18 protein-coding genes are annotated in these 25,174 nt (G+C 70.5%); 8 read left to right on the plus strand and 10 right to left on the minus strand.

Annotated features, from left to right (window positions below):
• Together HR086_RS24830 and HR086_RS24835 are read right to left on the minus strand one after the other, a co-directional pair.
• Positions 1-1,045, minus strand: a 1,045-nt coding sequence (locus tag HR086_RS24830; RefSeq protein WP_174466830.1) for an AAA family ATPase, incomplete at its 3' end; no start/stop codon positions are given.
• The gene (locus tag HR086_RS24835; protein ID WP_174454490.1) at positions 1,042-2,286 is read right to left on the minus strand and encodes an exonuclease SbcCD subunit D C-terminal domain-containing protein; all 1,245 of its coding nucleotides are present in this window, start codon (positions 2,284-2,286) and stop codon (positions 1,042-1,044) included. The genes HR086_RS24830 and HR086_RS24835, both read right to left, overlap by 4 nt.
• A 236-nt stretch (positions 2,287-2,522) precedes the next feature.
• Here HR086_RS24835 and HR086_RS24840 point away from each other — a divergent pair, with 236 nt between their 5' ends.
• Positions 2,523-3,158 carry a hypothetical protein gene (locus HR086_RS24840; RefSeq protein ID WP_174466831.1) on the plus strand — a complete coding sequence of 212 codons (636 nt, stop codon included), beginning with the start codon at positions 2,523-2,525 and terminating at the stop codon, positions 3,156-3,158.
• On the opposite strand, the gene HR086_RS24845 is transcribed toward HR086_RS24840, so the two are convergent.
• From HR086_RS24845 to HR086_RS24855, 3 genes are all read right to left on the minus strand, one after another.
• Entirely contained in the window at positions 3,149-5,914 is a 2,766-nt protein-coding gene (locus tag HR086_RS24845) for a PQQ-dependent sugar dehydrogenase (RefSeq protein WP_174466832.1), read from the minus strand. The two genes, HR086_RS24840 and HR086_RS24845, sit on opposite strands and share 10 nt — an antisense overlap.
• A 152-nt stretch (positions 5,915-6,066) precedes the next feature.
• On the minus strand, positions 6,067-7,950 hold the full coding sequence (locus tag HR086_RS24850; RefSeq protein ID WP_174466833.1) for a hypothetical protein: 1,884 nt from the start codon (positions 7,948-7,950) through the stop codon (positions 6,067-6,069).
• A 9-nt stretch (positions 7,951-7,959) separates the two neighbouring features.
• Positions 7,960-8,685 (minus strand): 1-acyl-sn-glycerol-3-phosphate acyltransferase, encoded by a 726-nt coding sequence (locus HR086_RS24855; RefSeq protein WP_141643486.1) that lies wholly within the window; start codon positions 8,683-8,685, stop codon positions 7,960-7,962.
• 160 nt (positions 8,686-8,845) lie between these two features.
• Here HR086_RS24855 and HR086_RS24860 point away from each other — a divergent pair, with 160 nt between their 5' ends.
• The 5 genes from HR086_RS24860 to gndA all read left to right on the plus strand — a co-directional run bounded on the left by HR086_RS24860 (position 8,846) and on the right by gndA (position 15,717).
• Complete coding sequence (locus HR086_RS24860) at positions 8,846-10,714, plus strand: hypothetical protein (protein ID WP_174466834.1); 1,869 nt, start codon at positions 8,846-8,848, stop codon at positions 10,712-10,714.
• A 134-nt stretch (positions 10,715-10,848) separates the two neighbouring features.
• A complete protein-coding gene (locus HR086_RS24865; protein ID WP_174466835.1) occupies positions 10,849-11,844 on the plus strand; it encodes a collagen-like protein in 996 nt (331 codons plus the stop codon).
• A gap of 205 nt (positions 11,845-12,049) precedes the next feature.
• Complete coding sequence (zwf, locus tag HR086_RS24870; protein ID WP_174454484.1) at positions 12,050-13,591, plus strand: glucose-6-phosphate dehydrogenase; 1,542 nt, start codon at positions 12,050-12,052, stop codon at positions 13,589-13,591.
• Positions 13,588-14,259: a 6-phosphogluconolactonase gene (gene pgl, locus HR086_RS24875; RefSeq protein WP_141643482.1), complete on the plus strand. Its 672-nt coding sequence runs from the start codon at positions 13,588-13,590 to the stop codon at positions 14,257-14,259. Before zwf ends, pgl begins: the two co-directional genes overlap by 4 nt.
• A gap of 21 nt (positions 14,260-14,280) precedes the next feature.
• Positions 14,281-15,717 carry an NADP-dependent phosphogluconate dehydrogenase gene (gene gndA, locus HR086_RS24880; protein WP_141643481.1) on the plus strand — a complete coding sequence of 479 codons (1,437 nt, stop codon included), beginning with the start codon at positions 14,281-14,283 and terminating at the stop codon, positions 15,715-15,717.
• A gap of 27 nt (positions 15,718-15,744) precedes the next feature.
• On the opposite strand, the gene HR086_RS24885 is transcribed toward gndA, so the two are convergent.
• The 4 genes from HR086_RS24885 to HR086_RS24900 form a co-directional block, all read right to left on the minus strand.
• Positions 15,745-17,391, minus strand: a complete 1,647-nt coding sequence (locus tag HR086_RS24885; protein WP_174466836.1) for an acyl-CoA synthetase — start codon at positions 17,389-17,391, stop codon at positions 15,745-15,747.
• Between the two features lie 153 nt (positions 17,392-17,544).
• Positions 17,545-18,978 (minus strand): tetratricopeptide repeat protein, encoded by a 1,434-nt coding sequence (locus HR086_RS24890; protein WP_174466837.1) that lies wholly within the window; start codon positions 18,976-18,978, stop codon positions 17,545-17,547.
• Positions 18,975-19,532, minus strand: coding sequence for an RNA polymerase sigma factor (locus HR086_RS24895; RefSeq protein ID WP_141643478.1), 558 nt, complete (start codon positions 19,530-19,532; stop codon positions 18,975-18,977). The genes HR086_RS24890 and HR086_RS24895 overlap by 4 nt, the downstream gene beginning before the upstream one ends.
• A 171-nt stretch (positions 19,533-19,703) precedes the next feature.
• Positions 19,704-19,880, minus strand: a complete 177-nt coding sequence (locus HR086_RS24900) for a hypothetical protein (protein WP_174454481.1) — start codon at positions 19,878-19,880, stop codon at positions 19,704-19,706.
• 147 nt (positions 19,881-20,027) lie between these two features.
• Between HR086_RS24900 and HR086_RS24905 the strand changes: the two genes are divergently transcribed.
• Positions 20,028-21,038, plus strand: a complete 1,011-nt coding sequence (locus HR086_RS24905; protein WP_174454480.1) for a cupin-like domain-containing protein — start codon at positions 20,028-20,030, stop codon at positions 21,036-21,038.
• Between the two features lie 103 nt (positions 21,039-21,141).
• On the opposite strand, the gene HR086_RS24910 is transcribed toward HR086_RS24905, so the two are convergent.
• Positions 21,142-23,889 (minus strand): CHAT domain-containing protein, encoded by a 2,748-nt coding sequence (locus HR086_RS24910; protein WP_174466838.1) that lies wholly within the window; start codon positions 23,887-23,889, stop codon positions 21,142-21,144.
• A 489-nt stretch (positions 23,890-24,378) separates the two neighbouring features.
• Between HR086_RS24910 and HR086_RS24915 the strand changes: the two genes are divergently transcribed.
• Positions 24,379-25,174 (plus strand): polysaccharide lyase (locus tag HR086_RS24915; RefSeq protein WP_174466839.1); only part of this gene is annotated, 796 nt, incomplete at its 3' end.

Consider the following 25,174-nt stretch of genomic DNA (forward strand, 5'->3'; position numbering starts at 1 on the left):
GCAGTTGGGCCGCGCGAGCCTTCGCCTCCGCCACCTCCGCGCCACGAACCCGACCCGTGGCGTCCGCTTCCTCGCACCGACGCTCCGCCCCCTCCGCCGCCGTCACCGCCCCTCGGAACGACTCCGCCGCGCGGACCTCCTCCAGCTTCTTCGCCCGAGGCGCCGCCGCCGCCAGTGCCTCCGCCGCTCGCGACTCCTTCTCCTCCGCGTCTCGCTGCGCCCCCACCAGCGCCGCTAGGTCCGCGTGCCACGCCGCCGCGCCCTCCGCCTCCCCCAGTTGCGCCTCCACGCTCTTGCGCGCCTCGGCCTCCTCGACGAGCCGCCCCTCCGCCGCTCCGCGCTCCCCGGCCTCCATGAGCGAAATCGCCGCCAGCCCGAGTTCCCGGCGCGCCAGCTCCTCCTGCTCGCCCTTGTTCTTCTCGTGGGCGGCCATGGACAGCCGGCTGTACACCTCCGTGCCGGTCATCCGCTCCAGCAGCTCCGCGCGCTCGCTCGCATCCGCCTTCAAGAAGGCCGCGAACTCCCCCTGCGCCAGCAACGCCGAGCGGCGGAACTGGTCGAACGACAACCCCAGCCGCTCCTGGATGGCCACCAGCACCTCGCCCTTGGTGCGGCCGAACTGCTGTCCCGTGGCCACCTCCGTGAGCGTCATCTCCTGGGGCCGGAAGCGCCCCTCCGCGCGACTGCGCGCCCGCCACACCGACCAGCGGGCCCGGTAGCGCTTCCCATCCTTCCCCTGGAAGTCCACCTCCGCGAAGCCCTCGCCCGCGCCCCGCCGCAGCATGCCGCGCACGTCATACGCGGACAGCCGCGCCTCCTCCTCCTCGTCCGCGCGCCCCACCGGGACACCACCCCGCCCGCCCAACCTCGGCGTCCGGTCGAACAGCGCCAGGCACAGCGCGTCCAGCAGCGTGCTCTTGCCCGCGCCCGTCGCACCCGTAATCGCGAACAGTCCCAGCCTGTCGAGCGGCGGCCGGTCCAGCTCCAGCGCGAACGTCCCCGCGAAGCTCGTCAGGTTGTTGCCCCGGATGCAGAGGACCTTCATGACGCGTCCTCCTGCACCTGGGTCAGCAGCGTGTGGAACGCCTCCAGCAACACCTCCGAGGGCGGCTCCTCGTAGTCACGCGCATACCTCGCCCGGAAGACGTCCTCGGGCGTGCGCTCACGCAGCGACAGCCCTGGCTGGACCTCCGCCAGCGCGCCGCCCGTGCCTGTGTACGCGGGCGTCAGCTTCACCAGCCGCGCCGCGCGCCCCTCCAGCGCCTTCTCTACCTTCTGCCGCAGCGACGGCTCCGGTCGGGGCAGCGACACACAGACCTCCAGGTAGGGACGCCGCCACTCCACCGCGTCCTCCTCCAGCGCCGGCAATGCCTCCAGCAACGCCAGCACCTCCTCCAGCGTCGCGGCGTCCCGCGCCGGCACGCGCACCATCTCCGCGCGACGCGGCACGGGCAGGGACTGCACGGCCTCCAGTGCGTCCCCCTTCAAATCCACCAGCAACACCTGGTGCCGATATCCCGCCTCCGACAGCGACAGCGGCAGGGGCGAGCCGCTGTAGCGCACGCCCTCGCGCCCACCCACGCGCTGCGCCTTGTGCAGGTGCCCCAGCGCCGCGTACGCGACATCGTCCGAGAACAGCTCCACGGGAAGCGCGTGCTGGTTGCCGCCCAGAATCTTCCGCTCGCTGAGCACCGAGAGCTCCGAGCCCGTCATGTAGCAGTGGCCCATGGCCACCAGCGCCTGACCGGGCTGACGTCGGTGCCGCGCGGCGTCCAGCACCTCCGAGTACACCGCGCGAACCCCCTCCACCAACCGGTCCCCCGCCTCCTCCCGCACCGGCGGCAGGTCCGCGGGCCGCAGGTAGGGCACCGCCGCCACCCACGCGCCCACGTGTCCCTTCGCGTCGTGCACCGGCACCAGCAGTCGCTCCAACTCCAGCGAGCCCCCCGCACGTGGCAGCCCGCCCACCACCTTCACCCCCAGCGCCGCGAACAACGGGTCCGGCGCATCCAGCCGCGCGGCGGAGTCGTGGTTGCCACCGATGACGACCACGTCCAGCCGGGGCAGCCGCCGCCGGGCCTTGGCGACGAACTGGTACCAGGCCGCCTGGGCCTCCGCGCTCGGGTTGGAGGTGTCGAAGATGTCGCCGGCCACCAGCAGCGCGTCCACCGCCTGGGCCTCCAGCGTGTCCAGCAGCCACTCCAGGAACGCGCCGTGCTCCGCCTCCCGCGAGACGTCGTACAGCGTGTGTCCCAGGTGCCAGTCCGACGTGTGCAGCAAGCGCATCCCGCGTTCACCCTCCCTCACCCCACGGCACTCAGGCCGCCCGGCAGCCTCCTCCGGGGAAGCCGCCTGCTCCAAGCGCCGGGCGCCTGCTCCCTTACACGCTCCCTCTGACATGCGGGCAAGCCCCTGGAATTTCGCGCCTTTGCGGCCCCACCCGGCCCCACGCGTCCTGGGGGCGCGGTGAACCCGACAGGGAGACTGGCCGAGCCCGTCCTCTCGGGGGGATGCTTTCCCGCATGGAATCCACGCTCGTCCCATTGCTCGCGCTCCTGGGCATGGTGCTCTTCGTCGTGCTCGTGCTCGCCCTCGCCGCCAGGGACAAGCGTCGGCAGCGCAAGGCGTGGCTCGTCTTCGCGACGCGGAGAGGCTGGAGCTTCACCCAGTCCAAGGACTTCATGGAAGTGCAGGGGCTCCACCAGGACCGGCAGCTCTCCCTGCTCACCGAGGTCCGCGGCCAGAACCAGGGCTCGTACCACGTGATGGTGCTGCGCCTGGACGTGAGCGACGTGGTGCCCCAGGAGCTGCACCTGGAAACCGAGGGGCTGGGCGACAAGTTCCTGAAGCTGTTCAGCGTGCGCGACGAGGAACTGGGTGACGTGGCGCTGGATTCGGCGCTCAACCTGAAGGGCCTGTCGCCGGAATCGCACGCCCTGCTCACCACGCCCCAGGTGGGCGAGCACCTGCTGCGCGCCCACCGTCACTACCAGCGATTCTCCATCGTCGCGGGACTGCTGGAGGCGGAGCACCGGGGCGTCCCCGCATCCACCTCGGCGCTGGAGGCCCACATCGCTCCGGCGCTCGCCCTGGCCGACACCCTGATTCAGGCCGCCGGGCGAGCACCGGTGCTCAAGGCACGCAGCCGTCAGGCCTGACGGCGACGTCGGCGCGACATCGCCAGCGCGGCCAGGGCCACCCACGCGAGCGAGCCCACCGGGGCGGCGCCACAGCCGCAGCCGTCATCCTCCCCCGGCGACTGAGGGCTGGGGCCAGCGTCGGGCTGCGAACCCGCGTCGGGCTGCGAACCCGCGTCAGGTGACACGCCAGCGTCCGGCTCCGAGCCGGCATCCGGAGGCCCCTGCGGCACCAGCGTGCAGTCACCGTCACCGGCGCACACCTTCACCTCGACCTCGTGCCGCTTCCCCGAGGTGTCCACCACCGCGAACTTCACCAGGTGGCCACCGGGCGCCAGGTCCGTCGTGTCCCAGCGGTTGTGCTCGCCGCCGAAGTGGAAGTGATTGTCCGTGCGCTCGTCGGCGTACCGCCGCACTCCGTCGACGAAGAACTCCGCGCGCGTGCAGCCGTAGTCGTCGATGCAGTCGCCGTAGAACTCCGAGAACGCACCGGACACGCGCTCCTCCGCCGTGGGACGCGTGAGGACCGCGCGGGGCGCCTCGTCCTCCTTCACGGTGATGGAGAAGGTCTGCGTCGCATCCGGGGACACGGTGTTGGCCACGCGCACCTCGACGGGCACCGTCATGACCGTGGTGGGCGTCCAGGAGATGAGGCCCGTGGCCGCGTCGATGGACATCCCCGGCGGCGAGGTGGTGAGCGTGTACGTGGGCACCGGCCTCGCGCGCGCCTCCACATCGTAGCGATACGGGTTGCCCACCACCGCGGTGAGGGGAGCCGTGGAGGTGATGACGGGCGCCAGCGGCTCGTCATCCGCCTCGGTCACCGTCACGGCGCGCGAATCCAGGCCCGTCGCCGACACGGTGAAGGTGGCGACGCCATCCGCGTTGTCGGCGTCCGAGGCGGCGCTCAGCGTGACGGTCTGCGGCGTGCTCCAGTTGGTCGTCGTGAAGGTGAGCGCGGCCCCGGACTGCACGGTGAGGTCCGTGTCGCCCGCGGTGCGCGCCACCGTGACGCTCACGTTGCTCGCGGGCGCGCGGTTCATCGACACGTCGAACGTCGCCGTCCCGCCCTCGTTGATGCTCACGTTGCTGGACGAGAGCACGAACTGCGCGGAGTTGTCCTCGATGGTGGTCGCGAGCACGGACTCGGAGGTCAGCCCGCTGGACGCCACGGTGAAGGTGGCCGTGTCCACGACCGCGTCCGCGTCCTCCAGCGCCTCAATCGTCACGACGCGCGGAACGTTCCAGTTCCCCGGCGTGAAGGTGAAGGTGGAGACACCTGACAGGCGCAGGTCAGTGCTGCCGCCCGCCGCCCTGAAGGCATCCACCACGACAGAGGCCGTGGGAGCCTCCGCCAGCCGCACGGTGAAGGTGGCCCGGCCGCCCTCCACGACGCGCGGGTAGAGTCCGGTCACCACCAGGCGCTGTCCGGGAGCGTTGGGCACGATGCGGCGCAGACGCCCGTTGGTGACACCGATGGTGTACAGCGCGCCGTCGGGTCCCACCGTCGCGTCGACATACGAGCTGAACTCCGTCCCCCACAGGTCCACCGTCGCCACGGTGTTGTCCTGCGCCAGCGTGGCGCGCGCGAACTTGCCGGAGACATAGTCACCGAAGAAGTAGTTGCCGCGGTACTCGGCCGGGAAGAGCGTGGAGTCGTAGAAGACGCCGCCGTTCAGGCAGGCCCCCAGGGCCTGGGTCTTCGCGGTGCCACCGCCGCTGCCGACATCGGGCAAGCCCGTCTGCGTCAGCGTGAAGGTCGTCGCGCTGGGGACGCTGGCGACGTAGAAGTCCCCGTTGAACGAGGCATCCGACACGCCCTCGATGGTGAGCTTCTCGCCCTTGCGGAAGCCGTGGATGCCGGTGGTGGTGAAGGTGGCGATACCGCCCGCGCGCGCGGCGCCCGTCGCGGTGAGGGTGCGCGTGTCGATGTTGTTGGTGCGGTACTTGATGACGGGGGTGATGTAGTCGTTGCCGGCCGGCTGGTTGTTCTCAAAGTCGTTGTAGCCCGCGTGGTTGCGCCGGTTCACCACGAAGGTCTGCTCGTAGCCGTCGCCCACCACGTTGACCCAGAGCAGGCCGGTGCTCGGCTGGAAGGTCAGCGTGAACGGATTGCGGACGCCTCGGGCCCAGATGTACTCGTTGTTCGGCCCCACGCCGTCGTTGAACGGGTTGTCGTTGGCGGGCGTGCCGTCGCGGTTTGCCCGGCTGACCTTCGCCGCCATCGACGTCAGGTCCGCATCCACACCCGTGCCGTTGCCCAGGTCGCCCACGGCGAAGTACAGCTTGCCGTCCGGCCCGAAGCCGATGCCACCGCCGTCGTGATTCTCTCCGCGAGTGGGCAGCCGCGAGACAATCACCGTGCGCGCCGTGCCCGTGCCGTTGGAGTCCGTGTAGCGGACAATCTGCTGCTCCGACGCGGAGACGGTGACGAAGATGTAGACGTAGCGGTTGACCGTGAAGTTCGGGTCGAACGCAATGCCGATGACGCCACACTCGCTGTTGGTGTGGACGACCGGCTCCGTCGCGAACAGGCTCGTCACCAGCGCGGTGCCTCCCGGTGTCGTCGTCTGCGGCAGGCCGTTCTCCGTCGAGACCACCCGGATGGCCCCCGACTTGATGGTGATGAACAGGCGCCCCGAGCCATCAGGGGCCCACGCCATGCCCGTGGCCTGATTCAGGGTGCTCGACTGGAAGACGGTCTCGGTGAAGCCGGTGGGTACGGCGGCCCAGACTGGCGCTGCGAGCAATAGAAGCAGAATCAAGAGTTGGCGCATGGCCCGGAAGATACAGCACGGGGCCCGTGCGCCCCGTCCGTCAACTGAACCGAATGCGTCGTGCGAGTTCGCACCCTCACCGATTTCTTTCAGCGAGGCTGTGGCCTTCACTCCCAGGTGGCGCCGCGACACGGAGCTTTCCGCCGAGACACCTACCAGTCCGCGCGGGTGACTCGATACATGACGGCGGAGCTGAGGGGACAATCGAAGAGCCGCTCGAAGGCCTGACTCCGTGCGCGCAGCAGATGCTCGGCGGGACTCTCTCGACGCACGCTCACCCAGCGCGGCCGGAGGGCGCGGAGCTTGTCGAGGTACACACCGTCATTGCCCTCGTGGTTGACGTACTCGACGCGATTGCGCAGGTCGTCCGTCCAGTACTCGCCAAGGAAGGACGTCGCGCTGTCGTACGCCACCACGTCACCGGGGCGCAGCTCCTGCTCGCGCAGGTGCATCGCCTCCAGTGGCCACAGCCAGCCAATCTGCAACCGGAGGCGGTCCTCGTCTCGCACGTCCGGGGTGGCGCGCGGCCCCAGCGTGGGCAACACCCGATAACCCACGGAGGCCTTCGCGAAGGACGCCACGCAGAGAAAGGCCGCGAGGGCGGACAGCGGCGCCTGGAGATAGCGCGTGCCCACCTGTCGGTGCAGCACGGCGAACGCGACCAGCCCCGCGGCGGGAAGCCCCAGCGTGAAGCGGCCCCACCACGCCGCGGGAACCAGCACCGCCAGGCCCGCGAGCAGCGGCAGCGACAACCGGAACCAGCGCTCACGACTGAAGAGGGCCGACGCGCTCACCCACAACAGCACGGGCAGGAGCAGGTACGGAAAGAGCCAGCCAAAGGCGCGCTCGCGCACGTCGGGCCAGTACATCCCCTCGCGCGCGCTCCAGTTGTCCACCATGCGCGCGAAGGCCCCGGGCGCGCCGAAGAACGCCGGCGGTCCGGCGATTTCCTCCGCGCCGATGGGGCCCGCCAGCTCACGCCCCAGCACCCGCATGCGCGCGGGCCAGAACGGGTTGCCGGTGCGCGCCGCGTTCTCCACGTACGTGGGTGCGCCCAGCCAGAGCAGCAGCAGGACCGCGAGCCCCGCCTGTCCCAGCGTCCGCCACCGCGCACCCTTCGCGCGTCGCAGGACGAGCACGCCTCGCACCAGCAGCAGCGGCGACAGGAGCGCGAGGTGGAAGAGGCCCGTCACCTTGGTGCCCGCGTACAGGCCCAGCGCCAGCAGCGTCAGCGTGCGCGCGACGGGGCTCCAGTCCCGCTCGGTGAGGAAGTAGAAGGCGGTGATGAACAGCGCGCCGGCCACCACGTCGGCGTGCGAGGTGTGCAGTTGGAGGAACACCGCCGGCAGGGTGAGCCACATCGCGCCCAGCGAGGCGGCCAGCGCGGGGCTCGCGCTCGCCCGGCGACAGAGCGCGGCCACCGCGAGCGCCCCGAGCAGGCCGAAGGGAATCTGCGACAGGTCATCCAGCCGCGTGTGCCGGGGCAGCAGCACGTTCCAGACGGAGAGCAGCTCGGTGAGCTCGGGGTAGCCGTTGACGTACCAGACGGAGGTGTCCACCCAGGTGATGCTGCCCGTCTGCACCGCGTAGTTCGTCTTGGGGACGTGGTACCAGACGACGTCCCAGGCCCAGTTCGGGTAGTACCAGGCGACGACGCAGGAGAGCACGAGCGCGCACGCCGCTGGCAGCAGCGCCCAGGCGGCCAGCTCCTGGCGCCGATGGATGTCGCGCAAGAGGCGCACCGGAGCGCCCAGGTCCGCGCGCAGTCGGGCGAGCAGCTCCGCGCCACCAACGCGCAGCACGGCCACCGCGAGCATGGCCCCGTGGAGCACGAGCCCCGCGACGGCGAGCTGCACGCGGCCCAACTGCCCCGAGAGGCCCAGCCCCTGGACGCAGGTGAGGATGCTCGCGGCGCCGAACAGGAGCGCGGCCATCCAGCGCTCCAGCGTGGACCGCTCACGCAGGAGCGCGGCGGACAGCGCCCACGCACCGGCCACCGCCAGCAAGGTCTCCAAGGTCCAGAGTAGCCAGCCCATGTGCGTGACTCAGCCGCCGACGGCAAGGGTGCGCTCGTACAACGCACGCACCCGCTCCGCCAGCTCCACCGCGTCCTCGCCCAGTGACTCCGGCGGCAGGGCCGGCAGGACTCGCACGCGCATGGACGCCCGCGCGTTCATCCAGGGCCCGTCTCCGTCGAGCAGCTGCGTCGTGCCCTCCACGACGATGGGCACCACCGGAACGTGCTCCTCCAACGCGAGCTGGAAGGCGCCGCGCTTGAAGGGCAGCCGCTGTCCACCCGTCGCATAGGTGCCCTCCGGGAAGATGAGGACGGGCATGCCCCGGCGCAGCCACTTGCGACATGGGTCCAGCAACTGGTGCATGGCGCTGGACGAGCCCCGGACGATGGGCACGTAGGCCAGGAGCGTCATCATCCAACCCACCAGCGGCAGGTTGAACAGCGAGGCCTTCGCGACGAACTTGTACGGGTGGTTCAGCCCCATGACGGCGAGGATGTCCATGGCGGACTGGTGGTTGACCACGATGACACACGGGCCCTGGGGCAGGTGCTCACGGCCCTCGAAGCGCGTGCGCCAGCCCGGGGACAGGTGCAGCCACAGCCAGTGGCACCAGCCACACACCAGCCAGTGCAACATCCGGCGGTCCCGGTCGACGGGGAACGTGACGAGCAGCAGCAGCGCCCCCAGCGTGAAGAGCACGGGCGCCGTGAGCAGGAAGACGAGCCAGAACCAGACGGTGACGAGGTACTTCATCGCGGTGCACGGCGCAGCGGAAGGGGACTCTCGCGACAAGCCGGGGAGAGGTCGAGACGGACGCCCGGGCATATCACCTTTTGGCCCCCGCGACGTGCGCGGGACGCCCGCCCGCCTGGCGCTGCTATCATCCCGGCGCCCTGCCCCGAGTCCGGAGTACATGAGCCTCCCCACGCCCAGCAACCCACCGCTCCCTCGCTTCAAGACCGACTGGGAGCTGGCGTTGACCGCCGGCCTTGTCCTGGCCGCGGTGGCGGCGGGGGCATACCACTGCGGCTACCTCGCCACGCCCGTCGTGGACGACGCCGCCATCTCCATCGCCTACGGCCACAGCTTCTTCGAGGGGGCGGGGCTGCGTGTCACGCCTCACTCGCAGCCCGTGGAGGGCTTCTCGAATCCCCTGTGGACGCTGCTGCTGGGGCTGAGCCAGCCCCTGGGCCTGGCGCCCGACACGTACGCGCACTCGCTGGGCATCATCCTGGGTCTGTTGGCGCTGCCCCTCTTCGCGCTCTGGGGGCCTGTCTCGGCGCGCCGCCGTCCGCGACTGGAGGACGTCGCGGCGCCCTGGGTGGCCGCGACCAGCCCCATCTACATGACGTGGATTTCCAGCGGCATGGAGACCGGACTCCAGGCCCTCCTCCTGGCCACGGCCGGCGTCCTGCTCCTGCGCGAGCTGCGCACGGGCCGGGGCGCGAGCGCGGGTCTGGCGCTGGCGCTGCTGTGCCTCACCCGCCCCGAGGGACTCCTCTACCTGCTGGGCGCCGGCCTCTTGTGGTTGACGCACCGGACCCTGGAGCGACGCTGGACCGGACGACAGGCGTTGGGCATCGCCTGCTGGCTGCTGGTGCTGGTGGGCGGATGGTACGCGGTGAGGTGGGCCTACTTCGCGGACCTGTTCCCCAACACCTACTACGCCAAGCGCTTCTGGAAGCTCGACGGAAGCAAATACCTGAAGGACTACCTCCACCTCTCCCTCCCGCTGGTTCAGCTCGCCCTGGCAGGCGCCGCGCTGGGGTTGATGGGAGGCGTGGCCTCCGCGAGGAGCGCGGCGCTCGGCGCCCTCTTCCTGGCTGCGGGTGGGTTCTTCGCATGGCGCTCGGGTGACTGGATGCGCGAGTGGCGCTTCATCGCGCCGCTGGTGCCCTTGCTGGGCGTGTGCATGGCGTCGGGTCTGTCGGGCGTGCGTGCGCGCGCGGCGGCGCTGACCACGCGCGGTGAGCGCTGGCGCTGGCCCGCGCGCATCGGCGTGGGCGCCGTGGGAGTGGCGGCCCTCTGGCTGGGTCTTCCCGCCCTGAGAGAGGCGACGCTGCGCGCGCCTCGCATCAAGGCATCCCCGGAGCTGCCCTTCCAATACGTCGCCAGTCACTACGTGGGCGTGAAGCGGCTCGCCTCCGAGCTCGGTCAACTCCGACCGCTGGTGGCGGCACCGGACCTCGGCGGGCAGGCCATGGTGCTCCGCGAGGCGGAGCTCGTCGACGTGGCGGGACTCGGCGACTATGCCATCGCGCATCACTCGGGCAATCCCCAGGCCCTCTCGGACTACCTCCTGTCGGAAGGGCCCCCGTTCCTTCTCGACTCACACGGCCCGAGCCACTACCTGGCGAGACTGCCCGGACTGATGCCGAACTTCCGGCATATCGGCGGGACGGAGTGGCAGCTCATCGGCCTGTCGGCCACGGAGGACCCTCGCTGCCCGGGAGGAAAAAGCGCGGCGCTGGCGCCGGACCGAGAAGCCCTGACACGCCTTCTCGAGCAGGACATCCGGGACGGCGAAGCGGAACGGGGCCTGAAGCGCTGGCGCTGCGTGCTCACGTACAAGCCATCGAGCGAGTTGCCTTCGCCCGGGGAGCGCGAGCGACTCGCGGACCTGGCCACGGAGCGCGGCGAAGCCCTGGAGGAGGAAGAGCAGCGCATGCCCGCGCTCCGGCTCTACTCGCTGGCCACCTTGCTGGACGAGGGCAATGCCCACCGACGCCGGAGAACGGAGTTGCTGCGCGCCCAGGTGTTTCCACCGCCCCCGGGCATCTGAACCCGGGTCGCTTCACCCGGGGCTCCAGAAGGCAGACGCCGTGGAGGAGAGGGATTCGAGGGCACGTACTCGCCGTGTCTCGGCACATGCGAGGTATTGCCCCCGGCAGGGCAAGCTGATACCGGGCGCGCCCTATGACGAAGACCCCCTGGCGCGCACTCGCGCCATTGCTGCTGTGCTGCCTGTTCACCACCGCCGCCTGCACCACCGAGGGCCCCACCGGAACCCAGGGTCCGCAAGGTCCCCAGGGCCCCCGAGGTCCCGAGGGCGGTCCGCCGGGTCCTCGGGGAGAGCAGGGGCTCCAGGGCGCCCAGGGGCCCAAGGGCGACACCGGTGAGCGCGGGCCGCAGGGCGTTCAGGGCGCGCAAGGCGTTCGCGGCGAGACAGGCTCCACGGGGGCACAGGGTCCGCAGGGAATGGAAGGGCCTCGCGGCGTGATGGGTCCCCAGGGAGTCCAGGGCCCCAAGGGCGACACAGGGGCGCAGGGACCGATGGGGCCCATGGGCCAGGCGCCCCAGCTCTGCACGCCGGGCGAGTCCTTCTGCGAAGGGACCTCGCTGTGGTCCTGCACGCGCACCGGCACGGATGCGGTGCTGGGCATGAAGTGCGAGGGAGATGGCACGGCCACCAATCCCATGGGCTGCTTCACGACCGGCTGCAACGGGAACGCCGCCGCGTGCTGTCGCACGGTGAAGCCCACCTGCCACTGGAACCTGACCAGCCCCAGCTCCACGGGCGTGTTCTACGAAGCCAGCACCTACTCCACGACGCCCACCACCGGTGAGTGGTTCTGCTCGCCGCCGACGTACTGCGCCACGGACGACGGCTTCGACGTGAGCCTCACCCACTTCACCTCCCGGGCTCCGACGTGCGGAGTCGCCTTCACCGGGGTGAGCTTCCGCATCAAGCGTCCCCTGCCGGCGCCGGGAACCGTCTACACGCTGCCGGACTCCCGGGTGACCAGCATAAGACTCAACAGCCAGCTGCCCACCTCCGCGTGCGGCTCCTGGACGGGGCGCCTCACCTGGAACTCCGAGGTCCCCACCTGGAGCGTGAGCCTCGACCTCACGTGCTCGGAGACGGGCAAGAGCCACATCCGGCTCGTGGGCACCTTCGGCGGCGACCGCTGAGTCCGCGCCAGGGTCGCCACGCACGGTCCTCCCTCGACTGAGCGTGGCGACTCCGGAGGCCCGCCGTTAGAGCAGGCCCCGCGAGGCGCTCTTTCGGACGCTCCAGACGTCACGCGCACATCACTGCGCGCACTCTGGCTTGCCGCGAGGCAACGAGAGCGGCGTAAGGTGGCCCCGCACGAAGGCACTCGGAGGAGGCAGCGGAATGGACGCGCAGGGCCTGCACATCGAGACGCATCCCCGAGAGGGAGACCCGCTGCTGCGCGCCACGCGCCCGGACCCATGCACGGTGGTGCTCTTCGGCGCGACGGGAGACCTGGCGCAGCGCAAGCTGTTCCCCGCCCTCTTCGAGCTGGCGCGCGCCAACCTCCTGCCGGACCACTTCTCCGTCGTCGCCTTCAGTCGCTCGCAGCTCGACGACGAAGCCTTCCGCGACCACGTGAAGGAAGGGCTGCGGAAGTTCGCGCGCACGCAGCCGCTCGACGAGGCGACGTGGCAGAAGTTCGCCCCGCGCCTGGAGGGCATCTCCGGCGGCTATGACGACGCGGAGTCCTTCAAGCGCCTGCGCGAGCGGCTGGAGCAGGTCGCCAAGCGCCAGGGCACCGAGGGCAACCAGCTCTACTATCTGGCCACGCCCGCCTCCACCTTCCCCCAGATTCTGCACAGCCTGGCCGGCGCCGGGCTGCTCAAGCGCGAGGAGCATCCGCAGGCGAAGCCCTGGCGGCGGCTCGTCATCGAGAAGCCCTTCGGTCACGACCTGGAGAGCGCCCGCGAGCTGAACCGCGAGCTGGCGGCGGTGCTGGACGAGAAGCAGATCTTCCGCATCGACCACTACCTGGGCAAGGAGACCGTCCAGAACATCCTGGTCTTCCGCTTCGCCAACGCCATCTTCGAGCCGCTGTGGAACCGCAACCACATCGACCATGTGGAAATCACGGCGGCGGAGGCGATTGGCGTGGAGGGCCGCGGCGGCTTCTACGACGAGACGGGCGTCATCCGGGACATGGTGCAGAACCACCTGCTCCAGGTGCTCGCGCTGTGCGCCATGGAGCCGCCGGTGTCCTTCGGCGCGGAGGACATCCGCGACGAGAAGAACAAGGTGTTCCGCGCGCTGCGCCCCGTGGAGGGCAAGGAGGTGGCGCGCGCCGTGGTGGCCGGTCAGTACGAGGGCTACCTCAAGGAGAAGGGCGTCAAGCCCGACTCGCGCACGCCCACGTACGTGGCCATGAAGCTCAGCGTGGACTCGTGGCGCTGGGAGGGCGTGCCCTTCTACCTGCGCGCGGGCAAGGGCCTGAAGAAGCGGATGACGGAGGTGTCCATCCACTTCAAGTCGGTGCCCATCGGCCTGTTCTCCGGCGAGGGCGCCACCTGCCAGCGGCTGCAGCCCAACGTGCTCACGCTGCGGATTCAGCCCCAGGAGGGCATCGCCCTCTCCTTCGAGTCCAAGGTGCCCGGCGAGGACGTCAACATCGCGGGCGTCACCATGGACTTCAACTACGAGGAGAGCTTCCAGAAGCCGGTGCCGGAGGCGTACGAGCGGCTGCTCCTGGACTGCATGCGCGGCAACGCCACCCTCTTCGCGCGGCAGGACAGCGTGGAGCAGGCGTGGGCCTACGTGACGCCCATCCTCCAGGCCCTGGAGTCCGGCGAGGGAGGCACGGTGCACCCCTACACGGTCGGCAGCACCGGTCCCCAGGCCGCCTCCGCGCTGCTGGCCCGCGACGGGCGGCGGTGGACGCAGCTATGAGCGCGCTGCCTCCACGCATCGTCCCGCCGGAGAACCTGGCGCGCGCGGCCGCCGAGTGGATGGCGCGGTCGCTCCAGACGTCGCTCGCGATGAACCGGCGGGTGAGCCTGGCCCTGTCGGGTGGAGGCACGCCGGGCCCCGCGTACCGGGAGCTGTCCCGGCTGACGCTGCCGTGGGAGCGGGTGGACCTCTACTTCGTGGACGAGCGCTTCGTTCCGCCGGACCACCCGGACAGCAACTACCGCATGGTGGAGGAGACGCTGGTGGCTCCGCTGCGGCTGTCGCCGTCGCAGGTGTTCCGCATGGAGGGCGAGCGCGGGGACCGCGAAGTCGCCGCGCGCGAGTACGAGGCGAAGCTGCCGCCGGTGCTGAACGTGGTGTTGCTGGGGATGGGAGAGGACGGGCATACGGCCAGCCTCTTCCCTGGCCACCCGGCGCTGGAGGAGCAGAGCCGGCGCGTGCTGTCCGTGGTGGGCCCCAAGCCGCCTCCCTGGCGGATGACGCTCACGATGCCGACGCTGCTGTCAGCGAGCGCGGTGCTGATGCTGGTGGCGGGCGCGGGCAAGCGGGAGACGGTGCACCGGGCGCTCGCGGGCGACCCGGCGCTTCCGGCGGCCCGGGTGACGAATGCGCAGTGGATGTTGGACTCCGCCGCCGCGGGACGGTGAGCGGGCCTTCTCGGAGGATGCATGAGTGCGGCAGCGAGCGCCCAGGCGGGCGCGCAGTTCGGCGTGGCGGGAATGGGCGTCATGGGCGCGGCCCTGGCCCTGAACATCGCGGACCACGGCTTCCGGGTGACGGCGTGGGACCGGCATCCGGAGCGCATCGACGAGATGCACCAGAAGCACGGGCATCCGGAGCTGAAGGGCACCGCGTCGATGGAGGAGTTCGTCTCGCGGCTGGAGCGCCCCCGGCGCATCCTGCTGATGGTGACGGCGGGCGCGGCGGTGGACCAGATGCTGGAGCGGCTCTTCCCGCTCCTGTCGCCAGGCGACGTCATCATGGACGCGGGCAACTCCTGGTTCCTGGACACGCGCCGGCGCGAGGAGCTGTGCAAGTCCAAGGGACTGCACTTCCTGGGCGTGGGCGTGTCCGGCGGCGAGGAGGGCGCGCGTCACGGCCCGTCCATCATGCCCGGCGGCCCGACGGAGGCGTACGCGCTGGTGCGTCCGGTGCTGGAGGCCATCGCCGCGCGCACCGATGAGGGCCTGTGTGTCACGCACGTGGGGCCGGATGGCGCGGGCCACTTCGTGAAGATGGTGCACAACGGCATCGAATACGCGGACATGCAGCTGCTCGCGGAGACGTACGACGTGCTGCGCCGGGGCCTGGGCCTGTCGGCGGAGGGCGTGGCGGACCTCTTCGCGCAGTGGAACCAGGGCATCGCCGAGTCCTTCCTCTTGGAGACCAGCATCAAGGTGCTGCGCAAGAAGGACGCGGAGACGGGCAAGCCGCTGGTGGACCTGGTGCTGGACAAGGCCGGGCAGAAGGGCACGGGCAAGTGGACGGTGCAGGTGGCGCTGGATTTGGGCGTGCCGGTGCCCTCCATCGCCTCCGCGCTGGATGCGCGCAACCTGTCGTCGATGAAGGACCAGCGCGTGGCGGCGAGCCACAAGCTCAAGGGCCCCTCGGAGGCGCTGTCCTCCGAGGAGAAGGCGCAGCTGGCGGCGTGGGCCCATGACGCGCTGTATGCGGCGCGGGTGGTGACGTACGCGCAGGGCATGCGGCTCATCCAGGCGGCGTCAGACGAGTACAAGTGGAACATCTCCCTGGCGGAGATGGCGCGCATCTGGCGAGGCGGCTGCATCATCCGCGCGAAGCTGCTCACCCCGCTGCGGGAGGCCTTCACGCGCCAGCCGGAGCTGCCCAACCTCCTCGTCTCGGACGCCTTCGCGCCGGTGCTCGAGAAGCTGTCGCCGTCCTGGCGCAAGCTGGTGGGCGCGGCGACGAAGCTGGGCATCCCCGTGCCCGTGTTCAGCTCGTCACTGGCGTACCTGGACAGCTACCGCAGCCCGGAGCTGCCGCAGAACCTCACCCAGGCCCAGCGTGACGCCTTCGGCGCGCACACGTACCAGCGCCGGGACAAGCCCGACGCCGGCTTCGTGCACTCGGACTGGAACAGCTGACAGCGCGTCGGAGCCGGGGTGATGTCCTCACCCCGGTTTCGGCGGCGTGGCGCGCAGCTCCGCGCGGCGAATCTTGCCGCTCACCGTCTTGGGCAATTCGGAGACGAACTCCACCTCGCGCGGGTATTTGTACGGCGCCGTCGTCCGCTTCACGTGCTCCTGGAGCTCCTTCGCCAGCTCGTGTGACGGCGTGAAGCCCGGTGCCAGCACCACGTACGCCTTCACGCGCTGGCCAATCTTGTCGTCCGGCACGCCAATCACCGCCGACTCCGCCACCGCCGCGTGCTCCAGCAGCGCGGACTCCACCTCGAACGGGCCCACGCGGTAGCCGGACGTCTTGATGACGTCGTCCGCGCGGCCCACGAACCAGAAGTAGCCCTCCGCGTCCCGCACCGCCCTGTCCCCGGTGACGTACCAGTCCCCCCGGCGGCAGGCCGCGTTGGCCGAGTCGTCCCCCACGTACTCCTGGAACAACCCCACCGGCCGCTCCGGCGCCACGCGCACCGCGATGTCGCCCTCCTGTCCGTCCTTCACTTCCTGCCCCGTGTCGTCGATGACGCCCACGGTAAAGCCCGGGGACGGCTTGCCCATGGAGCCCACGCGCGGCTCCACCGAGGGGAACATGCCCACCACCACCACCGTCTCCGTCTGCCCGTAGCCCTCGCGGATGTGCAGCCCCGTGGCCGCCTTCCAGGAGTCGATGACCTCCGGGTTCAGCGGCTCGCCCGCGCTCACCGTGTGGCGCAGGGACGACAAGTCGAAGGCCTTCAGGTCCTGGAGCACCAGCGAGCGCCACGCGGTGGGCGGCGCGCAGAAGGTGGTGACGCGCTGGGACTCCAGCAGCTTGAGAACCCTCCCCGCGTCGAAGCGGCCCCGGAAGTCGTAGACGACGTTGCACGCGCCCTGACTCCATGGGCCGAAGAGCTTGCCCCAGGCACACTTGGCCCAGCCCGTGTCACTCAGCGTCAGGTGGCGATCCTCCGGCGTCAAATCCAGCCAGTACCGCCCGGTAATCACGTGGCCCAGGCCGTAGCTTGCGTGCGTGTGCAACACCATCTTCGGCATGCCGGTGGTGCCGGACGTGAAGTAGATGAGCAACGGGTCCTCCGCGCGCGTGGCGGCGAAGGGCTGGCCATGCGCGCCGGTGCCCACCGTGCCCGCCTTGTAGGAGACCCATGGCTCGGGGGTGCCGTCACCCACCGCCACCCAGGTCTCCACGCGGCCGGTGCCCGCGAGTCCCTCGAAGCGGTCCAGGCAGCTCACGTCGGCGATGACCGCGTTGGCGTCCGCCGCCACCAGTCGGTAGCGGATGTCCTTGACGGTGAGCATGGGCGTGCCGGGCATGAAGACGATGCCCACGCGGATGCAGCCCAGCACCAGGAACCACCACTCCGGCACCCGGGGCATCATGATGAAGACCCGGTCGCCCTTCTTCAGCCCCAGGCCCGCGAGGAACTGCGCGGCGTGAATCGAGCGCTGCCGAACTCCCTGCCACGTGAAGCGCTGCTCGCGGCCGGACTCGTCGGACCACAAGAGCGCCAGCGACTCCGGACGCTCGGTGGCGTGCCGGTCCACCACGTCGGTGGAGAAGTTGAAGTGCTCGGGCCGCTCCCATCGGAAATCCCGATGGGTGGCCGCGTAATCGCTCATGTTGCGGGGCGCGAACTCAGGCATGCGGGCGAGCCTGCCACGCACCCCAAGGACACCGCGCTCACACCGTGCGGCGTTCGCACGGTGGACAACAGCGCGACGCGCCCTACAAAGACGAAGGGGCCGGGCCCTGATGGACCGACCCCTCGACACCTCAGCGCGAACGCCGCGTCGTCCTCAGTTCAGCTCCATGCACGGGACGATGTTGCCCAGCCCGTTGCACGTCAGCATCGCGTCCATCAGCTGCTTCTCCGCCAGCGCCGTGTGGCCGGCGGCCAGCTCGCGGCGGATGCTCTCACGCTCGGCCAGGAGGTGCAGCCACGGGTCCGGCGTGCCCTCGGCGAAGCCGCGCAGCGCGCTCAGCGCCGTGCCGTCCACCACCGCGCTCCCCGTATGCACCAGCGCCCCGAAGTAGATGTCCCGCTCCCCCGAGCGGCGCAGCGACTCCAACAGCGCCGTGGCGTCCTTCTTCGTCTCGCGCTCCCTCAGGAGCCCCGCATACCCCTGCGCCAGCGGCGCCCTCGCGGCGAAGTCCCGCGTCGCCACCTGCCGCACGTAGTCCTGCAGCACCGAGCCGCCCCCCAGCGTGTCCAGCTCCTTCGCGAGCGGAAACAGCGCCTCCACGCCCTCCTTCGAAGTCACCGTGCGGACCGCCTCGTACAGGGCCGCGCGCGCCACCACCGGGCGCTGCGCGAGCTGCTTCGCGTCCCAGGGCGCCTCCCCCGTCAGCGTCAGCCACGCGTCCGTCACCTGCCGCCGCCACCGCACCCGCTCCTCCGCCAGCTGCGTGCGCAGCTCCGCCGCCATCCGACGCGCCTCCGCGCTCCAGCCCTCCTCACCCAGCGAGGCCACGGTGTCGAACGACGCCGCCGCGCGGTCCAGCAAGTCGCGCTCCCGCAGCACCAGCGCGCGGTTCCACAGCGCCTGCGCATGGTTCGGGTTCTGGCGAAGCGCGCTCGTCAACAGCCCCAGCGCCTCCTCGTACCGCTGCCGGCTCAGCGCCACGACCGCCTGGTCGTTCGCCTTGTCCGCCGACTCCGGCTCACGCCCGAGGAACGCCTCCGCCTGCTGCCAGTCCCCGCGCAGCGCATACGCCGCGGCGATGCCCCGGAAGTCGTGCCGCTCCTCCAGCTCCGCCAGCGGCCGAAGCGGCAACATCTCCGACGCGTGACTGGTGCCGCGCATCGGGCTGTACGGAAGGAAGCGGTCCGCCTTCGGGTGGCTCAGCCGCGCCTCGAACGTGCGGGAGTCCGCGCTCGCCAGCCATACCGCGTCCGGAATCTGGGGCGGCTCCTGAAAGCGGAACACCCCCACCGCGGCCAGGCCCGCCGCCAGCGCCAGCGACACCGCCGTGCGGTAGACCTTCTGGAGCCTGGCCCGCAGCGGCACCACCTTCGCGGACACCGGCTCGGCCACCTCCACCGGCTCGGCCACCGGAGCAGCGCCCCCCAGCGCCCGCGCCGCGAGCAGCTCCAGTTGCAGCAAGTCCCTCAGTCCCGATTCGCACTCGGCGCACCGCGTCAGGTGCTGCCGGAAGGCCTCACCCTCCGTGGCGGAAAGCTCTCCGTCGACGAAGAGGTGCAGTCGGTTGTTGGTGCATGGCGTCGTCATGAGCTCGTTGCCCCCCGCTCCCGGGCCACCGCTACCTGTGGCAGCAGCAAGTCCTTCAGGTCCCTGCGTGCCAGGGTGAGCCAACTGCCCACCGTGCCCACGGGAACGTTGAAATGCTCGGCGATGGCGTTGTAGCGCTTGCCCTCCGCATGCAGCCGGTAGGCGTCGCGCAGGTGCGGCTTCAGCCGCTCCACCGCTTTCTGGAACTCCTCGGTGCTCACCAGCTCCCAGTTCTCCTGGGCCTCCCCCTGCGCCACCCCCTCCTGCACCAGGGCAAGGTGTGGCATCCCCCGCGACTCCGTCCGCTGCCTGCGGCAGTAATCCAGGAAGCGGTTGGTCATCGTCGTGCACAACCACGCCGCCGCCGCCGCGTCCGTCCGGTCCTTCAACGCCTCGAAGTCCTGCATCGCCCGCTCGAAGGCCTCCTGGACCAGGTCCTCCGCCTCCAGGCTCGAACGGGCGGACAACCGGCGCGCCAGACCCAGAAGACTGGGCCGGTGCTGTCGGATGAACGCCTCAAAGCGCCTCCGCTCCCGGTTGAAGAGGTTTGCCATGTTGTCCTACATGCTCGCGCGGCAGGTTTCCCAGTCAAAGACGCGAAGGCGCCTGTTCCTTGAGAAAAAAGTGCAAGGGCACAGACAAGGAAATGCCCGGAGGGGGGTCATTCCCGTCCGGGCATTGGATCTCAGCGGGGGTGCGGGCCCGCCGCTGGTCGGGGAAGCGGCCTAGCGGAGCTCCGGAGCGGAGGCCAGGGCGGGGGTGGACGGCATCGGTAGGGGCTTGCGCTCGCGCTGCACCCCCACCTCGGTGGCGCAGTCCACGTAGTTGTTCTTCACGTGGGCGTCCGCGGCACTCGACTCGACGACCTTCGCACTCGGGGACTGCTTGGAACCGGGCGTCATGCCTCGCTCCTCGTGCTGGGATACAGGCAGCACGTACAAGTTGCTGGTGGATGAAACTTTGAAACTGTCGCCGTCCTTACCATGCTCCGGTGCGGTTCCGTGAGAGGCAGGGGGGTGGATTGAGTCGTGAAATCCAAGGATTTCCAAATGAGCGCGGATACGTCCCGGTTGGCATTGGAGTGGCAGGTCTGGCTGGTGGAGAACCTCGCGCTGGGGGTGACGCGGGAGGAGGCCTGTCGCGCGTTGATGGGCGTGGGGGTGGGTGAGGACGTGGCGCGGGAGGAAGTGGCGCGCGTGGAGGCGCATCCCTTCTTCCAGGCGTGTCAGCGGTTGGGGCGCCGCTACGGCTGGCTGGAGTCCGTCATGGATGTCTACAGCACGCTGCACCGGCAGTCGGGCGGGCACGCGGCGCTGGAGCGGCGGGAGGGACTGTCCGCGGACGAGTTCTTCACGCGCTACTACTTCGGCCACCGGCCGGTGGTGCTGACGGGGTTGATGAAGGACTGGCCCGCGCTGGAGCGCTGGACGCTGCCGTACCTGGCGGAGCGCGTGGGCGACGCGGAGGTGGAGGTGATGACGCGGCGGGAGTCGAACCCGGACCACGCGCCCGAGCCGGAGAAGCACCGCGAGGCGATGCGCTTTCGCGACTACGTGCACCGCGTGGCGACGGGGGGCACGACGAACGACTACTACATGGTGCCGCGCAACGAGAACTGGCAGCGCGACGGCTTCAAGCCCCTGCGCGACGACGTGCGCGCGCCCCAGGGCATCATCGACGCGGAGCTCCGCCCGGACATGATGACGCTGCTCTTGGGCCCGGCGGGCACCGTCACCCCGCTGCACCACGACAACATGAACGTGATGCTGGCGCAGGTGATGGGGCGCAAGCACATCAAGCTCATCCCCTCCTTCCAGCGCCACCTGATGTACCCGCGCTATGGGACGTTCAGCCACGTGGACGCGGCGCGCCCGGACGCCGAGCGCTTCCCGCTGTTCTCGGAAGCGCACGTGGTGGAGGCCGTGCTGGAGCCCGGGGAGCTGGTCTTCATCCCCGTGGGCTGGTGGCACTGGGTGCACGCGCTCGACGTGAGCGCGTCCGTCACGTTCCACCACTTCCTCGTGCCCCAGGGGAACACGTACCTGCCCACGCCGCTCTAACCCGCTTCAGGTATGTCAGTTAACCGCGCTCGGAGTGGGGCGAATGACCTCTCCGAGGGGGCTGCCTTAACGGACTATGCTGAAGCGGGTTAGCGGCGCGTGCTCAGTCGGACGTCTCCACCAACAGCACGTGGTGCGTCCAGCCGTTGCGGGCATCGCGCGCGAGCCACTTCTGTCGCTCGTCGCGCAAGGCCACGGCGGGCGCGGTGCCGCCGCGGATGCGCTGGCGCACGCCGTCGAAGAAGCGGCCCGCGGCGTCGGGGATGTCCACGGTAGAGGCGAGCACCGCGCGCGCGCCCGCCTCGATGAACGCGGCCGGCAGGCTGAAGGGCTCATGGGTGGTGGTGGAGGCCAGCCGCCCCGCGCTGCACGCCGCGAGGAAGACGAGCGGCGCGCCCGCCAGCTTCTGCTGCCGGACGATGTCCGCCGTCAGCGCATAGCGGCCGTTGCCCTCGGGCGTCAGCACCACCAACGCGGCGTCGGAGAGGACCGGGTCGCTGATGCCGTGCGCGTGAATCTCGATTTCCGTCGCGTCCGACATGCCGGAGAGCACGCGCGAGGGCGTGGCGTCCGGGCCCGACAGCAGCTCCAGCGCCGTGGACTCCGTCTCGGTCGACGGCGTCCACGGGGGCAGCCGGGGCAGTTGCAGGAGCGCGGGCGCCTCCACGCTGGAGACCACCAGCCGCCGGGACGAGGGCGCGCCGCCAGGAGGCGGGACGGTGCGGCCCATGCGGAAGCTCCAGGGCTGGTCCGAGGGCAGCAGGTCCGTGCGCCCGAAGACAGGGGCCCAGGCCAGCACGTCCACCTGGGGGCAGCCTCGCAGCGCCTGCCGCACCCGCTCGGGAATGAGCTGCGCGCTGGGGCTCTCGGCGAAGGGCGCCTTGCGGTCTCCCTGGTAGTCGCCCACCAGCTCGCCGTCCGGTCCGCGCGCGACGGCCACGGAGCGCTCGCTGTGCACCGCTGCGGCCAGCGCGCACTTCGCGGGCACCTGCGTCTCCAGCTGCGCGGCCATCAACTCCAGCACCCGCGCCCAGTCGCCGGTGCGCCCCGCATCGGTGACGAGCGAGGAGTAGCTCAGCGTCCACGACTCGCGCGCCAGCACGTCGGTGGACGGCAGCTTCCGCGCGTCCTCGATGGCGCGCGTGAGCAACTCCACGCCCCGCTCATGCTCCCGGTCCAGCGCGAAGCGGCCCTCGATGTAGCGCGCGTACACGGCGTCGCCGGGTATCGGGTTGTTGACCCGCGCGACGTCGAACACGTGGCGCAGCCGCTCCGCGTCCTTCGGGTCCGGACGCGCGCGCGCCATCTCCGCGAACGTCGCGCCGAACATCAGGTCCAACGGCGCCTGGGGGCACGCGGCGGCGGCGGCCAGCGCGTCACGCGCGGCCTCCGGACGCAGCGCCAGGTAGGACGTGTGGGCCCGATTGATGTTCGGCCAGTAGCAGGGGTCGATGCGACCGCCGCGCGCGGACCACTCCTCCACATAGGCGAGCGCGCTGGAGAAATCGCCGCGGTCCCTCGCGATGTGGTTGAGGTTCTCCAGCGCCGTCAGCTCCAGGTCCCACTCCTGGAGCTGGCGCGCCCAGGACCAGGCGGTGCGCGTGTGCTGCTCGGCCTCCGTCAGCCGCCGCAGGTCCGCGTAGAGGATGCCCAGACGGCCCTCCAGCTCCACGCAGCGCACGGAGAAGGCGCCCTCGCGGCAGCGCTGGAGCGCGTTGAACAGGCGCTGCTCGGCCTTCCACCACTCCCCGTCCGCCACCTCCTTGCGGGCCCGCTCGCGCTCCAGATAGAGGCTGAACCAGGAGTCCTGGTCGCGCTGGGTTCGCGACTCCAGGTCCGGCAGGTAGCGCAGCGCGGCCTTGTTGTGCAGCGCCAGCCCGACGAAGAGGTCGTCCTCACTGGAGGCGCGCACCATCTCCACCAGCGACTCCGGCGCGGCGGCGCGCTTGCGCACCGCCTCCGCGTAACTCCGCGACAGCTCACCCCGGCGGGCGAAGTCGCGGGACGACACGCGCGTCACATAGTCCCCGAGCGAGGAGCCGCCCTGGATGCGGTCCAACTCCCGCGCCAGCGGCATCAGCGCCAGCACGCGCTCCTTCGACGGCGCCGCGCGGACCACGTCGTAGAAGTGCTGCCGGACGACCCCCGGACTCTGACGCGCTTCCTGGAGGGGCAGCGGCGCCTTCGCGTCGTCCATCAGCGCCAGCGTCGCGTCGCGCGCGCCGCGCCACTTCCTCGCCCGCTCCAGCGTCTCCTCGCGCAGCGTCAGCGCGTGCGCCTTCGCCTCGCGACTCCATCCCTGCTCACCGAGCGCGGCCACCTTCTCGAAGGTCTCCGCCGCCTTCATGGTGAGCCCCATGTCGCGCAGCACCAGCGCGCGGTTCCACAACGCCTGCGGGTGCTGGGGCTTCGTCGCCAGCACGCCATCCAGCAACCTCAGCGCCTGCTCGTGGGCTCCCTTCGCCAGGTGCACGGCGGCCAGATCGCTGTCGCGGTCCGGGGATGACGTCATCCGCTCCAGGAAGGAGCCGGACTGGTTCCACTCGCCCTGCAGGCCGTACGCGGCGGCGATGCCCGCCCAGTCGCCCTCCTCCTCCAGCCGGGCCAGCTCTTTCAACGGAATGGGCTCGGGAGGAATGAGACAGCCACCCGCGGAGACTCGCGGACGGTAACGGTCGGCTTCCGGGTAGGTGAGTCGGGCCTCGATGCGCGCGGACGCCCGGCGCTCGGCCCAGAATCGCGTCTCCACTCCGTTCCCCCCGGACGGTGTGCGCGCGAGCAGGAAGGTGACAACGAGCACGGGCGCGGCCAACGCCAGGACCAGGGCCTTGTCGTACGTCGACTTCAACATGCTGCCCCCTCGGGCGCCTCCCCCAAGCAGCCGCCCACGCGTTGGGTTCTACACCAACCCTCCTGCCTCCGCCGACTTTCGACGGAAAGCAGACACCCCTCCCCCAGGGTGCGGACGTTCGGGAGTCCACGTCCGTCTCGTACGAACGGACATGCCGCCGAATCCTCGGCACCGGTGACGCAGGTCCGGATTTCCCATGCAACGGCGGACGTGCGGGACGACGGCGCGTCCCCAGGCCGTGGAGCATGCGAGCACGACACGACGCGAGGTGGCCCGCGCACCCACCCGCGACGCGGCGCTCCATCCCCCCAGAATCACTGCGCGATGCGGCAACCGGCGAGCGAGCACGAAAGCGCCGTGCCGCTTCACTCCCCACCGGGCGAACGGACGAGGGCGCGCACCCCTGGGGGTTGGCAGCCAGTCATGAGCGGGAAGTAGCACGCCCGGCCGGGTGTCCCCATGCGCCAACCCGGAATGAAAGGACCTCGTTTGACCGCATTCCTTCGACTCGCCGCCCTGGTGTTGCTGGTTCCCTCACTCGCCTCCGCGGAGGTGGTGTGGAAGGGCGACTTCGAGACCGGAAACATTTCGCAGTGGACGCGCTCGCAGAGCGTCTCCAACAGCCGTCTTCAAGTGGTGACGGACATGGTGCGCGAAGGCCGCTATGCCCTGAAGGCCACCGTGCGCCAGGGCGATGACCCCATCGGCGCCAGCGGCAATCGCAACGAGTTGCTCTACATCAGTGAGGAGAAGGCGGGCTCCACGTACTTCTACAAGTGGAGCACGCTGTTCCCGAAGGACTACCCCCTGTCGGACGGGTGGCAGGTCTTCGCGCAGTGGCACCAGGAGGGCTGCTGTGGCTCGCCCCCGCTGGAGTTCTTCGTGAAGGGCGACCAGATGTTCCTGCGCGTGGGCGGCTCCGAAGGTCCCATCCCCTGGCAGGGCCCGCTCTCCCGGGGCTCGTGGCACGACTTCGTGCTCCAGGTGAAGTGGTCTTCCAACGCGAAGGTCGGCTTCGTGCAGCTCTGGCACAACGGCAAGCTGGCGCTGCCGAAGACGATGGGCGCCACGCAGTTCGGCAGCGAGATGAACTACCTGAAGCTCGGCCTGTACCGCGAGGACACCATCCAGCCCGAGGCGAGCGTGTACCACGATGGTTTCACCATGAGCACCGCGCTCGAGGACGTGATTCCCCCCGCGCCGGTGCCGGAGCCAACTCCCACGCCGACGCCCGTGCCGGAGCCGACTCCCACGCCGACGCCGGACCCCACGCCCACCCCCACCC

It is taken from the genome of Myxococcus sp. CA039A, assembly GCF_013336645.1.
GTDB lineage: Bacteria > Myxococcota > Myxococcia > Myxococcales > Myxococcaceae > Myxococcus > Myxococcus llanfairpwllgwyngyllgogerychwyrndrobwllllantysiliogogogochensis.